This window comes from Ningiella ruwaisensis (assembly GCF_004798935.1).
GTDB lineage: Bacteria > Pseudomonadota > Gammaproteobacteria > Enterobacterales > Alteromonadaceae > Glaciecola > Glaciecola ruwaisensis.
Window position 1 is genome coordinate 1 of the sequence record NZ_RAHT01000007.1, and the last position, 15081, is coordinate 15081.

A 15081-nucleotide genomic window follows, 5' to 3' on the forward strand; every position below is an offset into this window, starting at 1 on the left:
AGTGCGAAGATTTCTTACTGGTAAATTCAAAACTACGTACTAATCAACCTGTGTTGTTGAAAAGGCATCAGCAAGTTGCAATTTTTTTCATAGCACTTGATTGAACTCGACACGCGCGTACGTAAATAAAATCCGCTTTCGGCACCATAACTACTGTCAAATTTAATCTGACGCACATCTTAGTAAAATTTGAATAAATACAGCATTTACAAGGATTTGCTAAGTATTCACCCTTTATACACATATAATATATATTCGCATAATGTATATTATGTTAAATTAAATATTGTTCTCAGGTTATGCACAAAGTTATTTAAGTTGCTACCTCTTTCAAGCGCAAAAATGCCACTTGCACCCTTCTTTATAATTTGAGTTACAAATTAATATTCTAAAAACAGTGATGTGATGATTGATGAAAAATCGAAGAAGAATCAGTCGTGAGCGTATTGCTTTATTTCAACTCACAATATTTGTTTGAGTGATCGTTGATTGGGAGTTAAATCTTTATTTCTCGTTTCGTTTCCCTGTAATCATTGGCTTGATAAGTTCAATTCGTCCCCACCATCCAACAAACACGACAGCGAGAATATGTACAATCACTATCCCATACAGTACGTTGGCGAAAATGGCGTGAAGACTCTCAAGTAAGGCATTGCCAAAAAACATGTCAATCTCTTCAAACATAAAGCCGCTTACCGCCAATGCTATAAAAAGCGTCCATGTGGCGATGATCATTAACCATCCAAGCGGATTGTGACCACTTTTAAGCGGTATGTTACGCGTGCGTAAGTGCTTTAAATGAGATTTTATGCTTTCAGGCGTAATTGAAAAGTGGCTTACATTTGCAAACCCAGGAGAAAAAAACGACCACGCGATTCGAATAACCACCGCACACAAGGCGGTGTACCCTGCTATCTGATGGATGTCTCCACCTGGGTCTAAAATGAAGTAATTGATAAAAAATGCGCTTACAAGTGTCCAGTGGCAAATGATCACCACTGGATCCCATATTTTAACTGCCATAATTTAGGCGCCACATGTTAAAGCTAGTCAACTGACTCTTTAAGGTAAGTGAAGGTAAGCTATACATAAATCAAAGTAAATAGCGCTAAGTGTTACGAAGCTAAAAAAACGAATTTCAATACTAGTGAGTTTCTTGCTTAACAATTTCACCGTTAACAGGGTTAAAGTAAATCTCGACTTTGTTTCCGTTCATGTCGGTGCCATATATTTCATAGCAATTACCGCCTGTTACTTTGAACTCATTAATATTGTATCCGCTTGTTGTCAGCCCTTGCTGAAACTGCTCCTGATCCATCCAGGCACTCTCCGGCTCACTCGTACACATGGTTTCTTCACTGCCAACACCGCATGCCGACAAACCGATAACAGATGCTATACTTAAAAGCATTAATCGTACTTTCATTATTGACTCTCCATTTCTGATTTATAAATGTGAAGCGAGTACTATACTTTTAGCTAATAGTTGAGCAAAAAGCAATCTACATGTGCGGCGTGTAATAAATAGTTAATGGTTTAAAGCCTGAGTGAGTCCATCTGTTCGCTTAAGAAAGCAATAATCTAAATCCTATGCCGATCAAAATAAGTCCGCCTAAGACCCCTGCTTTATTTTCTAAATACCGAGATGCTTTTTTTCCCAAACTTAAACCGAAAAGACTGATGAATCCTGTTGTAAAACCGATCATCAAAAATGACATAAGTGGCTGTGCCTCAAGAAGAGGAATGGTGAATCCGGCTGCCATCGCATCAATACTGGTTGCCAGTGCAAGTGCTAGAACGCTTAGATGCGACAATGAGGATGATGCGGAACGTGTCGTTGCTTTTGGAGTGTGAGAATCGCCTTCTTCTATATCAATTTGCTGTTTGCTAAAAGCGCTTTTATCGCGAAAGGCTTTAAATGTGTCGAATAACATTTTCAGGCCAAGCGCAAGTAATAATACAAAGCCAATCCAACGCGCATAGCCATCAATCCATTTAACAAAACCAATGCCTACAAAATATCCTATGGCAGGCATCATTGCATGGAAAAGCCCAAAATAAAGCGCAACAAACCAGGTATGTTTTAAGGAACGGCCGTTCGCCCCTATTCCAATAGATATTGCAAAAGCGTCTGCACTGAGCGCCAGCGCGATTAGAGCAATTTCGAGCAAAAAATTTATCCTTTCTTAGTGTGTTAAGAGCTACGGTATTGAATTTGCAAACACCAATTATAAACGCGCTTTATATTAGCATTTTAAGCGCGTTATATTCATTTTAATCTCGTTAAATTTAATAAAATAACCTGATATCAAGAGTTTATAAATTCGCTACTGAAAAGTACGCTATTTAACTGAATGTAAAATATTCAATTAGCCGCAAAATTTTCAAGGAGATGATATGAGCAAGCATCAAAAACAAGCCACGCTTTATCGCATGCACACCGATAGCCACATTTGCCCGTTTGGGCTTCGCTCCAAGGATTTACTTGAAAAAAACGGCTATCAAATTGACGACAACAAGTTAAGTAGCCGCGAAGAAACAGATGCTTTTAAGAAAAAGCACGATGTTGAAACCACCCCTCAAACTTTTATTGATGGAAAGCGAATTGGAGGTTATGACGATTTAAGAGAATATTTCGATAAAGGTGAAGCGGGACAAACTGGCACAACTTATACACCGGTTATCGCCATCTTTTCAGTCGCTCTTTTACTCGCGTTGGCTATTTCCTTTTCGCAAAGCCAATCTTTTACGGCGCTTGTTTCCCTCACTACGCTTGAAAGTTTTATCGCACTGAGTATGGCCATTCTCGCCATCCAAAAACTTCAGGATCTATATAGCTTTACCAATTCGTTTATCACTTACGATTTGCTTGCCATGCGCCACTTACGCTACGGATATATTTATCCTTTCGCTGAAGCCTTCGCTGGTATTGGCATGTTAGCTGGCTTAAGTGGCTACCTTGTTGGGCCCGTATCACTATTTATTGGTACAGTTGGCGCTGTTTCCGTGTTTAAGGCCGTTTATATAGACAAACGCGAATTGAAATGCGCTTGTGTAGGGGGCGATAGTAAGGTCCCGCTCGGCTTTATATCACTAACTGAAAACTTGTTTATGATATCAGCCGGACTATGGATGCTTACGAGCGCAATTAACAGTTAATTAAGTGCACGTTCACCTATTAGCACTTAAATGAGCGCTGCGATAATAAGCCCAACTGTCAGCCAGAGTGCGCATAGCGAGGTTAAGCCAAGCATAATCTTTTCTTTTAAAGAGCGGCTAGTGCTTTGCTCGCTTTTTTTAGCGCGTTGTCGTATATAAAAATATGCCAACACAGCAGTTAAGCCAATAAAACCAAGGTTGAGAAATAGCTGGTAGTTGACCTTAAAAAACTCACGATCGGTGCTTTGAATGGCGCTGCTTGAATCAGGTAAAGCGTCGAGTGCAACTAAGGCGTAATGCATACCGATTGCGCTTATCACAATGGCCGAAAACATGATAAATGCTAGATACAAGGCCATTTTCCAACCATAGTATTTTGCGTTTATTCGTAATACAGGCAAAACCACCAAGTCAGAAAATATAAACGCCATTACTCCAGCAAAGGTCACTCCTTGACTGAATAAAACGGCTGCCAGCGGTATATTTCCCATTGAACCGATAAACGTAAAAAATGCGGCAAATGGAGCAACTACAGTTTGTGCCAAAACATAGTAAAAAGCCGGATTGCTGGCATTCTCTGTGTCTGAGCCAATAAATAAAGCTTCAAAAAATGCATTGGGTACAAACGAGGCAATCACGCCGGCTACGGTAAAGCCAATGAGTACATCCTTCCATACCATTTTCCATTCCATCACAAATTTTTTAGAGATGCTTTCCCAGCCTTTTGAGCTGCTGAGGGTTTCTTTCAGGCTTTGCCCCTTGGTTTCTTCATCGTCAGCACCATCGTCTAATCGCTCGCGAGCTTGCTCTATAAGGCGTTTAGGGCGCGTAATTTTTATTAAAAGCCAAGTGAGTAAAATCAAAAGTACGCCACCTACGTACTCTCCCACTACAAATTGCCAGCCTAAAAATACGGCAATGACCATTCCTAATTCAATCACAAGATTGGTAGATGCCAATAAAAACGCCATAGACGGCGCCAAACCCGCACCTTTTTTAAAAAGAGATTTGGTTGTTGCCAAGGCGGCAAAACTGCATGAGCTAGAGATAAAACCAAAAAAACTTCCCAGCGCGATACTTTTAGGGCCATCTTTTCCCATTGTTTTTTGCATTGCGCTTCGAGTAACGGTGAGCTGGATCAGACTACTCACAAAGTACCCCAACATGAAGGCCCAGAGCGCCATCCAAAAAAAGCCGATTGAAATAGTTGCAGCTTGTGACCAACTTGACAAAAAATTTTGCATTTTGATTTCCTTGCTGTGTCTTTCGTTTTAAAAAGATATCTTCAGATTGCTTATGTGCCCTTATTCCGTCCTATATAAAGATATAGCGTACATAAACAAGCTTTTCTCATGCATTTAATGACTTTGCGGCGCATCTCTGCAGGTTTCATCTGCAAATTCAATTTCTATAGTGGTGTGGGCAAAATTAAAGCATGAGAGCTGCTTGCGTAAATTTTCTTTCAAAGTCTGAAGCGATTGAATGTCAATATTACGTTTAAGTTGAATATGAACCGTCATAACATTTTGCTCACCATCTAATGACCATAGGTGTAAATGGTGAATGCTGGTGACTTCATCATGCGCCATTAAAACCTGCTGCACTTCGTTCATTTGTTTTTGGTCTGGCGTTGCCTGCAAGAACAAAAAAACGGTCTCTTTGAGATTTCGCGCAACGTTAAACAAAATAAAAAGCGTGAAACCAATGGATAAAATGGGATCCAAAATCGCCCATGGCTTGAACATCAAAACAACAGACACAATCAGAACAGCAACCCATCCCATTACATCCTCAAGCAAATGCCAATTCAGCACCTTTTCGTTAAGCGTATTGCCACCGCTTAATTTGTAAGCTGCATAGCCATTCACTGCGATGCCGAATATAGACAGCAAAAGCATGCCTTCTGCGTGGGGCATTTCGGGCTGGGCTAAACGTGGAACAGCCTCAATTAAAATTAAAACAGAACCGGTGATTAGCACTATTGAATTAATAAGCGCGCCAAGTAAAGAAAACCGCTTATAACCGTAGGAAAATCGGTGGTTCGCTTCTTTCTCTCCCAGTTTATTCAGTCCCCACGCGGTTCCGATAGAAAGGCTATCGCCCAAATCATGCACCGCATCAGCCATGATAGCGGTACTGTTGGTTAACCAACCACCAATAAATTCAATGATGGTAAATACCACATTCAGAAAAAACGCCCAGCCTATTCGGGTTGAGGCATTTTCGCCGTTCTTCGCGCCTGAATGGCTATGATTATGACTGTGCATGCTTAATCTTATCCAAAATCACTTGGTTACTTTGGCTGATAGGTAATGGCTTAAACGGGCTGATGTTAGCGCCGCCTGTATTGCCATTTGGAATAAAACCTATGGCGGTTTTTGTTGCAGCACCAACGAGTCGAAAGACCTGCCCTGCTACCTCTTTGAGGTCTCGACGTTTTATACCATGTATGAGCATGTGATAATGCGTCAAGCAATGAAGCTTTGTGGAATGCTGCCCAATTACGTGAGCATCTTCTAAATGCCGAAACCCTTCGTAGTAATTACCTTGTGCTATCGCCTGTGAATAGGCCTTGAGTTTTTCTTCTACGTAGGGCTTAGCCGCTTGATAAAAAGTCATAATTTTCATCCTGATTAATAATAGTGTTAAAAACAGTTTAGAGTCTATACATGGTATAGGGTCAAGCCTTCTAAATGACACAATTCGTTTGCTTTACAAGCAGTAAAGCGAAGTGTACAGTCTATACCTAGAATAGAGTCAAGGGTGGCGTATTTTGAAAATTGGTGAGTTGGCGAAACGGTCTGGTTGCAGTATTCAAACGATCCGGTTTTATGAGCGTAAAGGTTTATTATCAAAACCTAAGCGCACTGAAGCTAATTACAGAAGTTATGATAAAACCTTATTGGACGAATTGATTTTCATCAAGCAGTGTCGATCGCTCGACATTTCGTTGAAAGAAATTAAAAGCTTGATACACAATAAAAATAATCCTGAGCAAAGCTGTTCAAGTGTGAACAAACTTATAGATGAGCACATTTGCCAAGTAAATGAAAAAATTGAAGAGTTATTAAACCTCAAATCTACACTTGAGCAAATGGCTCAATCTTGTGATGCCGATAAAACAATAAAAGAATGCGGTATTTTGAACGAACTCAGCGCTTAAGTTAGTTATCGTTTGCGCCACAAAAAATATACCGCAGGTAAAACAATCAAGGACAGCACCAGTGCGCTCACCATGCCACCTACCATAGGTGCGGCTATTCTGCTCATCACTTCAGAGCCTGTACCAGTGCCATACATAACCGGCATTAAGCCAAATATAATAGATGTTGATGTCATCATGACGGGGCGAATACGCATTTCAGAGCCCGTTATCACCGCCTGTTTCAATTCCTCATCGCTGAAATTGTCGTCAAGCTCGGTAAATTTGCTATCAAGGTAGGTGAGCATAATAATGCCAATTTCCACTGCCACGCCCGCCAAGGCAATAAAGCCCACGCCTACCGCGACCGAAAAGTTGAAATTCTCTAAATATATGAGCCATATCCCACCAATCAAGGCAAACGGTAATGTGCCGATGATCATGGCCACTTGTGGAAAACTCCTAAAACTGGCGTATAAGAGAATTACAATGATGCCCAGTGTGAGTGGCACGACATAAGTCAGTTTTTCTTTTGCGCGCTCCATGTACTCAAACTGTCCGCTCCAGTTCAGCGAATATCCAGCAGGCAGTTCAACTTGCTGTGCGATGATTTGTTTTGCCTTGGCAACATACTGGCCTACATCAATATTCTCTATATCCACGTAAACCCAGCCGTTTGGTCGCGCATTTTCACTTTTGATCATCGGCGGGCTATCTTCAATCCGAATGCTAGTGATATCACCTAACTGGATATGTGCGCCACTTGGCGTTACATAAGGCAGCCGGCGAAGCTGCTCAGGTGAGTCACGGTAGGCTTGGTCAAAGCGCACTTGCACAGGATAACGCTCAAGTCCTTCAACGCTAGTTGTGAGGTTCATACCGCCAATACTGCTCGCAATAAATGATTGTACATCGGCTATATTTAAGCCGTAACGTGCAGCCCTTATACGGTCAATATCGATGGTGATATAACGACCGCCAGCTACCCTTTCTGCGTAAACAGAGGCCGTCCCTTCGACTTTCCCGAGTACCTGTTCAAGCTGTTGGCCGATGGTTTGAATGACCGATAAATCAGGCCCGCCGATTTTAATGCCAACGGGCGTTTTTATACCTGTTGCCAGCATATCAATGCGGGTTTTAATCGGCATAACCCAAGCATTGGTTAGCCCCGGAAAATTAACCAAATTATCAAACTCATTGATTAAGTCTTGGGTCGTGACGCCAACTCGCCATTGACCTTTTGGCTTTAACTGGATAAACGTTTCAATCATGGTTAGCGGGGCAGGATCGGTTGCAGTGTCAGCGCGCCCTACTTTACCGAATACAGTTTCAACTTCTGGCACGGTTTTAATCAGTTTATTAGTTTGTTGCAAAATGTCTCGAGCTTCCCCGATAGACACCGCAGCATAGGTAGTCGGCATATACATCAAATCGCCTTCGTCTAGTGGCGGTATAAATTCACTACCAATTTTGTTTACCGGCCAGAATCCAATAATTAAAATGAAAGCAGACAGCAAGATAGTTATTTTTGGAAAGCGCAGCACAGTTCGTAAAACAGGACGATACACCGAAATGAGCGCTCGATTAATCGGATTTTTGCCTTCAGCAACTATTTTACCTCTAACAAAATAACCCATGAGCACGGGCACCAAAGTAATCGCTAAGAACGCAGCGGCAGCCATGGCATAGGTTTTGGTATACGCCAATGGACTAAACATACGCCCTTCTTGGGCTTCAAGGGTAAATACCGGCAAAAAGCTCACCGTAATAATAAGCAAGCTAAAAAAGAGCGCAGGCCCTACTTCAGTAGCTGATTTCGCGACAATCTCCCAGCGATTTGCAGGGGTAAGCTCGGTTTTTTCCATGTGTTTATGCATGTTTTCAACGAGCACAATGGCGCCGTCTATCATGGCGCCAATGGCAATGGCAATACCGCCTAAAGACATGATATTGGCGTTAATTCCTTGCATGTGCATCACAATAAAGGCTGTGAGAATACCAATGGGAAGGCTGATAATTGCCACAAGTGAGGAGCGCAAATGAAACAAGAACACAAGGCATATGAGTGCGACAACGGCAAATTCCGCGAGTAATTTTTTGCTTAAGTTATCCACCGAGCGCTCAATTAATGACGAGCGGTCGTATACCGGCACAATTTCCACACCATCGGGCAAACTGTTGCTAAGTGAGTCGAGTTTAGCCTTGATGCCGTCTATGATCGCTTGCGCATTTTCGCCAAACCGCATCACCACAATGCCACCAACGCTTTCCCCTTCGCCATTGAGCTCTGCGACACCGCGTCGCATTTGAGGGCCAATTTCGACTGTGGCAATGTCTCTAATAAAAATGGGAATGCTGTCGTTTTGCGGGTTTGTGCGCTGATCTGGGCCCTCTTCTGAGCTAGCACGCAAGCCAATCGGGATATTTTCGATATCTTGCTTGTTTTTTATGTAACCGGTGGAGCGGATCATGTATTCCGCTTCTGCCATTTCCACCACCGACGCACCCGTCTCCTGATTACCGCGCTGCACGGCCATTTGTACATGCGATAAAGGAATATTAAGTGCTTGGAGCTTTAGTGGGTCAACCATGATTTGATATTGCTTGACCATGCCGCCAACTGTAGCTACCTCAGAAACACCTGCCACCGTTTGCAGCTCGTATTTCAAAAACCAGTCCTGAATACTTCTTAGCTCGCTTAAATCATGCTGACCGCTTCTGTCGATAAGCGCATACATGTATACCCAGCCCACTCCTGTAGCGTCAGGCCCAAGTTGAGGTTTTGCTGTGGCGGGGAGTGTAGGCGCAACCTGTGATAAATACTCCAGTACTCGGCTTCGCGCCCAGTAAAGGTCAGTATCGTCATCAAAAATAATGTATATGTATGAATCGCCAAAAAACGAAAAGCCTCGAACCGTTTTTGCATTGGGCACCGACAACAAGGCTGTTGTCAGTGGATAGGTGACCTGATCTTCAACCACTTGTGGCGCTTGCCCGGGATAGGATGTTTTTACAATCACCTGCACATCGCTTAAGTCGGGTATGGCATCAACAGGCGTATTTTTTAATGAATAGAGACCACCACCAATCAGCAGTAGCGTGGCAAGCAAAACAAAAAAGCGGTTATAGATAGACCAATGAATGATGGCGTTTATCATGGGTGGTCTCCGTGAGTGCTATCCATCTCGTCATCTACCATCTCGTCATCTGCCATCTTATCCATAACATGCAGCGTTTTTACTTGAAACATGCCAGATGGCTCTCTGATGATCTCTACGTGAACGTTTTCACCAAGCACGAAATCGTTCATGTCAATGTCAGGGGATACCGTGAAATCCATGGTCATGCCCATCATGTCAAAAGCATCTAAGTAACCATGAGTCAGGTTGACTTTGCGTTGTTCAAAATCAATTTCATTAACGCGTGCCTCGGTCCACGCGCTAACACTTGTTTCTTCTACAGAGTGCGTCGCCTCAGGTGATTCAAGCGGCGTCATGCGCATAAAGTCGGAGCTTATGCTGCTTTCAGAGTCGATAAGAAATTGTGCTGAGGTGACCACTTTATCGCCTTCACTGAGTCCGTCTAAAATTTCGAAAACATCATCAAAATCTCGACCTAGACGCACATTTACCGATTTGTACTTACCCTCATCTAAGGCCATTACCACACGGTCGCTTTTGCCGGTACGGATAACGGCTTGCTTAGGCACAGCTAAAATGTGTTGCTTCTCGCCTGAATCATCTTTCGGGCTATAAGGGATTTGTACAGTCGTATACATCTGTGGTCTGAGCCAAGTGGACCTATTAAATTGGCTGTTATCAACAGTGAACCGAACTTGTACGGTGCGAGTACTGGCACTTAGTGAGGGATAGATATAATCCAGTTCAGCATGAAACGCTTGTCCAGGTAAATTCGGGCTTGTGATGATGGCATGCTGCCCGATACTAAGCATACTGGCGTCTTTGGGGAAAACATCGGCAATCACCCATACTTTATCAAGTGGTGCAATAGACATCATGGTCATACTTGGCTTAACGTAAAATCCTTGCTGAATATTAAGCTCGTCGACAAAGCCCGACTGGGTGGCAGAAAATGCTATTGATTGAGTCACTTTTCGTGTCTTTTCGATTTCCTGAATCGTAGACTGTGGAATTTCCAAGGCACCTAACCTGGCTTTTGCGGCATTGATTAGCGCAGTATTATTCTGGCTCAAGGCTATGACAAACTCTTCTTGTGCGTTGACCAATTCTGGAGAATAAATCGCATAAAGCGGCTCACCTTTTTCAATATATTCGCCTGATGCACGCACGCTTAAGTTTTCTATCCAACCCTCGACACGTGAATGCACATGTTCAACGGAATCTTGTGCGTATTGAACCTGTCCTGAAGCGATTATTAAAGTGCTTGGAACGATTGACTCAACAAGACCGGTTTTTACGCCTAAATTTTGAACAGTAAGCGGATCGATAGTCACTGTGCCGGGCGAGTCATTCATTGCTTTGCCCTCTAAATCCTTTGCATACACGGGCACTAAATCCATCCCCATGGGCGACTTTCCGGGCTTATCTCGTTTAAAATTTGGGTCCATTGGGGCTACCCAATACAGTGGCTCATCTGGTTTTGATGTGTCTTGTAAGTGATGACTGTCTTTGCCTGAGGCTGCATCATACGAGCCAGGTGCTAGTAATAACAAATAGGCAGATATGCCAATAATAATTCCTACAACAATCCCCACTACAAGCCAGCTGATGACATAGCTGACCGGCCTCCCCCCTGCTGTAAATCGTGAACTAGCATTTGGTGTGTCAGATGACTTTGTTGAATTATTCATTTGGAAGACTCTTTAGTGAAACTGATGGCGCTGATGGCTTTGATGACAGCGTTGGAAAAAAGTACGCGATTTTTGAAAGCGCTTTTTGCAAGGATATTCGTAAGGTTAAGGCCGTCAGTTGTGCGTCAATCTCTGCAATTTTTGCGCGGATCACTTCGGCAAAATCACCGTTATCGTTCGTGTACGCGTTCATTGCAGTATCTGAATATTGTGCCATTTGCGGAATGATTTGTTTTTCGTAAACGGCTAAACGCTGTGCTGCTCCTGAATATTCCTCAAAGGCACTTTTTGCTCCAGCTGCCAATTCTCTGAGCACTAATCGTTTTTCAGTTTTAAGCGCTTCGCTTGAATGAATCGAGCTACTGATTTGTGCGTCTTGCCGAGAACTGGAAAATAAGGGCATGGAGACACTAAGGCCGAGTGAAAAAAAGTCTGCCCGACTGCTGTCGATCATGCCGCCGCCACTAGATGCGTCGTCTCTGTAGGCATAGCTGGCGTTAAGTGCATATTGTGGCTTCAAACTTTCCCTGGCGATTTGCGTGTCAAATTGAGAAGCTTTTACTCTCTGCTCACTTGCAAGCACAAGTGCGTGTTCTGACAAGTATGAAAACAACTTGGATTGGCCTGAAGGGCGAAGTGAGGCCTGTAAAATTTGAAGTTGTTGTTTAGCCGAGTCTGAAATAGTTGACGATAGCTCAGACAATAGCAGGCCTTCGTCATTCTGTTGATTTAACGTAGCCATCTCGCTAAGCGCATTCATATTAAACAGATATTGCGACAAGCGCTTTAAAGCAACATGTTTGTCGGTTTCAAATTGTAAGAGACGATCGTTTAACCTCAGTAATTCCAACTCAGCTCGAATCATATCCTGCTGTGTTGAGCGCGTTGCTGCTGTGGAACGGTAAGCAGAAGTCACAAATTCGCTAAGAGAATCAAATAAAGGGCGTGATTGTTCCAAGATTTTAAGGCTTTGTTGAGCCTCGTAAGCGTCTAACCACAAAATGGAGGCATTTAAAGCGACTTTGTTTTTTCTATCGACTCGCAAAAACGGTTGAACTTTTGCCTGAGCTAACAATTTATCTTGTTCAAGTGCCAAGGTATCTCCTCTCGGGAACTGTTGACTTGCCCCAACTTTAAGTTGCGTCATCGCTTCCTGATCAAAGGAAAAGGTATCAACAGGCAAATTTAATAGGCTAAGGCTCAAGACGGGATCGGGTAAAGCTGTTGCGCCTTCACTTAAGCTTTGTAAACTGCGCTCCAGTGATTCGCTTTTTTGCAGCCAATCGTCATTGTTTTGCGCAATTTGAATAGCCTCTGACAAACTTAACGACGGCTTTGAATATTGTTTCTTTGCGATGGGGCCGTTTTCGCCTGGCCTATTTTCGTTTTGCCTTTTTTCGCCTTGTCTGGGGGGCTCAGGCGACTGGCCAAGTGCAGATTCAGACGAGCATAAAGCTAAGCCCGCTAAAATGAATGTAAAAACCTTTGAAATACGCATAATAAAATCTCATTTAACACATGATGTCCTGCTAATTTGCGCTTCAGTACCGATATTGTTGTAAACATCTGCAAAGATGCCAGTGATAGAGCAAACGCGAATAAGAAGAACCGTTAAAACCTGCTGACCATGTTTGACAGGTAGGTTTAATGACCAGATTGATGGTCAGGTTAAATAGAAATTATGCGATAGGAGGTCGTTTGGCCTGTTCAACAGGTGCCTGAACAGAGCTACGGATATAGGAGTGCAAAGCGGCGCCTGAGCGCTCCAATTGGGGTGGAGTATATACCGAAATGTATAAGGTTAATGAGTTAAATACTGAACTGCACTCACATTGTCCTTCACAGCACTTGTGTTCGCCAATGTCAGCGCCATTTGTCACTTTAAGCGAAGAAAAACTGTGAGCAATGCGCATATCGTCGCAGCAATCCATTTGGCTTGATTCAGCAGCAAGTGATGAATGTGTTACGGACATGCTCATTTGCGTCTCTTGTTGCGCCTTTTGTTTCGCCTTTTGTTTTTTTGGGCAATGCTCCGAAGATGAGACAACCAAGGAAGAATCCTTAGACAAGAGACTTTTTAAAACCGGAGAAGCAGCAAAAGCCCCGCTAACTTGACTTGTTAGCAAGCTGATAATCACAATGAGGCTGTTAAACAGTTGGATTTTTCTCATTTGCTAAGTGTAATTTATATTACGTGGGTGTCAACAGGGTTTAAAAATGGTAACGCACCAACAGTTTTAATTGATTTCTAAAGCGCTCGTAAGAGGTAAAGTAAAAGGTAAATGCATTATCTCAATAGGTATAAAGTAAAACTAAACGCTATCAAAACGAAAAAGTCATCGAAAAATTAAAATTTAGGGTATATTGATTCGAATATTTTCAAGGATATGCGCTAAGAATATCGCTAATAATCGCCTGAAGTGGAGGCAGCAAGCACGCATGACAAAGCATCGTATTGTTATAATCGGAACTGGATTTGGTGGGATCAGCACCGCACTTAATCTGTTAAGAAAAGGGATAAGCGATTTTATTATGCTTGAGCGGCGTAGCTTCTACGGTGGTACATGGCTGCAAAATCGTTACCCGGGTGCGGCTGTAGACGTTCCCTCCCCTTTATACAGCATCGAAGGCGAGCCATATGCATGGTCGCAACTTTTTGCGGCGCGCGATGAACTGGAGTCCTATACGGTAAATCTCATCAAAAAGCATAAGCTTGATAAACACATTCGTTTAAATAGTGAAGTGAAGACTGCTCAGTGGGATGAGGACAATAAAAACTGGCTTATCAGCTTATCAGACAATTCACAGTTAGAGACCAAAATACTGGTCAATGCAACAGGTCCTTTAAGCACGCCCGTGGTGCCAGACTTTGAAGGAAAAGATAGCTTCAAAGGTGTGAGTTTTCATTGTAATGATTGGCCAGATGGCCTTGATTTGACAAATAAATCAGTGGCGATTGTTGGTTCAGGGGCGAGCGCCATTCAAATCATACCTGCTATTGTTGATAAAGTAAAAACCTTGCATGTATTTCAGCGCACGCCTCACTGGGTGTTATCGCGTCCTGATATGTACTTTCCAAAATGGTTTAGGAAGTGGCTTCCCAAAAAATGGCTTTACGGGCTCATTAAGTGGACCATTTATGTTCATCATGAGTTACGCGTAATCGCTTTTAAGTACAGTAAAACGCTTCTTAAGCTGGTTGCACAAAAACCTGCCCTACGCCATTTAAAAAAGCAGGTAAAAGACGAAGATCTCCGGCAATCGCTTACGCCCGACTTTGTTATTGGATGCAAACGCATTTTAATGAGCAACACCTACTATCCTGCTTTACAAAAAGACAATGTGGTTTTTCATGATAAAACAAGCGGGATCAAGCGAATTAATGAAAGCGGTATCGAAACAACAAAAGACGAACAGTTAAATGTCGACATTATTGCGTTCGCTACGGGATATGATGCCGCTGACTCAATGATTTCGTACAAGGTGATTGGCAGAAAGGATCTTAGCCTTGATGAACAATGGAAAACTTTTCCCCGAGCCTATTTGGGTACAAGCTTACCGAATTTTCCTAACTTTTTTGTTGTCACCGGTCCTAATACCGGTATTGGGCACACCAGTGCGATTTTTGTAATTGAATCTCAGATGCGCTATATCATGCAGTGCATTGATATTGCGCTATCATCTGAAAATGCGACGATTGAGCCTACAGAATATGCAGAAGACAACTACACGCGTATGGTACACGATGAAATGACGAAAACAGTTTGGCATTACGGTGGCTGTCAGTCTTGGTATCAAAATAAATCTGGTAAGGTCATTGCTATGTTTCCTGGCTTTAGCTTTACCTACCGTCAATTGTGCAAGTCATTTAAAAAGCATGACCATACGATTAACTTATAGCGCGTTGATGGTCAGAGACTAAAACTTACTAACTTGTACATTATATGTA

Annotated in this window: 13 protein-coding genes; 3 read left to right on the forward strand and 10 right to left on the reverse strand. The window is 42.7% G+C overall.

All coding sequences use genetic code 11. The features are described 5' to 3' along the window. Window positions 1–504: 504 nt before the first annotated feature. From D6V41_RS14080 to D6V41_RS14090, 3 genes are all read right to left on the reverse strand, one after another. Window positions 505–1023 (reverse strand): cytochrome b/b6 domain-containing protein, encoded by a 519-nt coding sequence (locus D6V41_RS14080; protein ID WP_136252182.1) that lies wholly within the window; start codon window positions 1021–1023, stop codon window positions 505–507. Between the two features lie 121 nt (window positions 1024–1144). Continuing rightward, on the reverse strand, window positions 1145–1426 hold the full coding sequence (locus D6V41_RS14085) for a PepSY domain-containing protein (protein ID WP_136252183.1): 282 nt from the start codon (window positions 1424–1426) through the stop codon (window positions 1145–1147). Window positions 1427–1565: 139 nt separating this feature from the next. Then, complete coding sequence (locus D6V41_RS14090) at window positions 1566–2171, reverse strand: manganese efflux pump MntP (RefSeq protein ID WP_168711048.1); 606 nt, start codon at window positions 2169–2171, stop codon at window positions 1566–1568. A gap of 226 nt (window positions 2172–2397) precedes the next feature. On the opposite strand from D6V41_RS14090, the gene D6V41_RS14095 reads away from it, so the two are divergent. Further along, a complete protein-coding gene (locus tag D6V41_RS14095; RefSeq protein WP_136252185.1) occupies window positions 2398–3159 on the forward strand; it encodes a MauE/DoxX family redox-associated membrane protein in 762 nt (253 codons plus the stop codon). Between the two features lie 26 nt (window positions 3160–3185). Here D6V41_RS14095 and D6V41_RS14100 read toward each other — a convergent pair whose 3' ends face one another. From D6V41_RS14100 to D6V41_RS14110, 3 genes are all read right to left on the reverse strand, one after another. Then, the gene (locus D6V41_RS14100) at window positions 3186–4403 is read right to left on the reverse strand and encodes a permease (RefSeq protein WP_136252186.1); all 1218 of its coding nucleotides are present in this window, start codon (window positions 4401–4403) and stop codon (window positions 3186–3188) included. Between the two features lie 114 nt (window positions 4404–4517). Then, a complete protein-coding gene (locus tag D6V41_RS14105; protein WP_136252187.1) occupies window positions 4518–5426 on the reverse strand; it encodes a cation diffusion facilitator family transporter in 909 nt (302 codons plus the stop codon). Further along, window positions 5413–5778, reverse strand: a complete 366-nt coding sequence (locus D6V41_RS14110) for a DUF3703 domain-containing protein (RefSeq protein WP_136252188.1) — start codon at window positions 5776–5778, stop codon at window positions 5413–5415. Before D6V41_RS14110 ends, D6V41_RS14105 begins: the two co-directional genes overlap by 14 nt. A 154-nt stretch (window positions 5779–5932) precedes the next feature. Between D6V41_RS14110 and cadR the strand changes: the two genes are divergently transcribed. Then, window positions 5933–6322, forward strand: a complete 390-nt coding sequence (gene cadR / locus D6V41_RS14115; protein ID WP_136252189.1) for a Cd(II)/Pb(II)-responsive transcriptional regulator — start codon at window positions 5933–5935, stop codon at window positions 6320–6322. 5 nt (window positions 6323–6327) lie between these two features. Here the strand turns inward: cadR and D6V41_RS14120 are convergent, their stop codons facing one another. The 4 genes from D6V41_RS14120 to D6V41_RS14135 all read right to left on the reverse strand — a co-directional run bounded on the left by D6V41_RS14120 (window position 6328) and on the right by D6V41_RS14135 (window position 13111). Next, complete coding sequence (locus tag D6V41_RS14120; RefSeq protein ID WP_136252190.1) at window positions 6328–9459, reverse strand: efflux RND transporter permease subunit; 3132 nt, start codon at window positions 9457–9459, stop codon at window positions 6328–6330. Continuing rightward, window positions 9456–11132: a copper-binding protein gene (locus D6V41_RS14125; RefSeq protein ID WP_136252191.1), complete on the reverse strand. Its 1677-nt coding sequence runs from the start codon at window positions 11130–11132 to the stop codon at window positions 9456–9458. Before D6V41_RS14125 ends, D6V41_RS14120 begins: the two co-directional genes overlap by 4 nt. Further along, window positions 11125–12630: a TolC family protein gene (locus tag D6V41_RS14130; RefSeq protein ID WP_136252192.1), complete on the reverse strand. Its 1506-nt coding sequence runs from the start codon at window positions 12628–12630 to the stop codon at window positions 11125–11127. The genes D6V41_RS14125 and D6V41_RS14130 overlap by 8 nt, the downstream gene beginning before the upstream one ends. A gap of 181 nt (window positions 12631–12811) precedes the next feature. Then, entirely contained in the window at window positions 12812–13111 is a 300-nt protein-coding gene (locus tag D6V41_RS14135; protein ID WP_136252193.1) for a hypothetical protein, read from the reverse strand. 460 nt (window positions 13112–13571) lie between these two features. On the opposite strand from D6V41_RS14135, the gene D6V41_RS14140 reads away from it, so the two are divergent. Then, window positions 13572–15032, forward strand: coding sequence for a flavin-containing monooxygenase (locus D6V41_RS14140; protein ID WP_136252194.1), 1461 nt, complete (start codon window positions 13572–13574; stop codon window positions 15030–15032). Window positions 15033–15081 lie beyond the last annotated feature (49 nt).

Bases quoted from the DNA above. Each gene is read 5' to 3' on its own strand.
- D6V41_RS14080 (WP_136252182.1), bottom strand. From the start codon at position 1,023: ATGGCAGTTAAAATATGGGATCCAGTGGTGATCATTTGCCACTGGACA.
- D6V41_RS14085 (WP_136252183.1), bottom strand. From the start codon at position 1,426: ATGAAAGTACGATTAATGCTTTTAAGTATAGCATCTGTTATCGGTTTG.
- D6V41_RS14095 (WP_136252185.1), top strand. From the start codon at position 2,398: ATGAGCAAGCATCAAAAACAAGCCACGCTTTATCGCATGCACACCGAT.
- D6V41_RS14100 (WP_136252186.1), bottom strand. From the start codon at position 4,403: ATGCAAAATTTTTTGTCAAGTTGGTCACAAGCTGCAACTATTTCAATC.
- D6V41_RS14105 (WP_136252187.1), bottom strand. From the start codon at position 5,426: ATGCACAGTCATAATCATAGCCATTCAGGCGCGAAGAACGGCGAAAAT.
- D6V41_RS14110 (WP_136252188.1), bottom strand. From the start codon at position 5,778: ATGACTTTTTATCAAGCGGCTAAGCCCTACGTAGAAGAAAAACTCAAG.
- D6V41_RS14120 (WP_136252190.1), bottom strand. From the start codon at position 9,459: ATGATAAACGCCATCATTCATTGGTCTATCTATAACCGCTTTTTTGTT.
- D6V41_RS14125 (WP_136252191.1), bottom strand. From the start codon at position 11,132: ATGAATAATTCAACAAAGTCATCTGACACACCAAATGCTAGTTCACGA.
- D6V41_RS14130 (WP_136252192.1), bottom strand. From the start codon at position 12,630: ATGCGTATTTCAAAGGTTTTTACATTCATTTTAGCGGGCTTAGCTTTA.
- D6V41_RS14135 (WP_136252193.1), bottom strand. From the start codon at position 13,111: ATGAGCATGTCCGTAACACATTCATCACTTGCTGCTGAATCAAGCCAA.
- D6V41_RS14140 (WP_136252194.1), top strand. From the start codon at position 13,572: ATGACAAAGCATCGTATTGTTATAATCGGAACTGGATTTGGTGGGATC.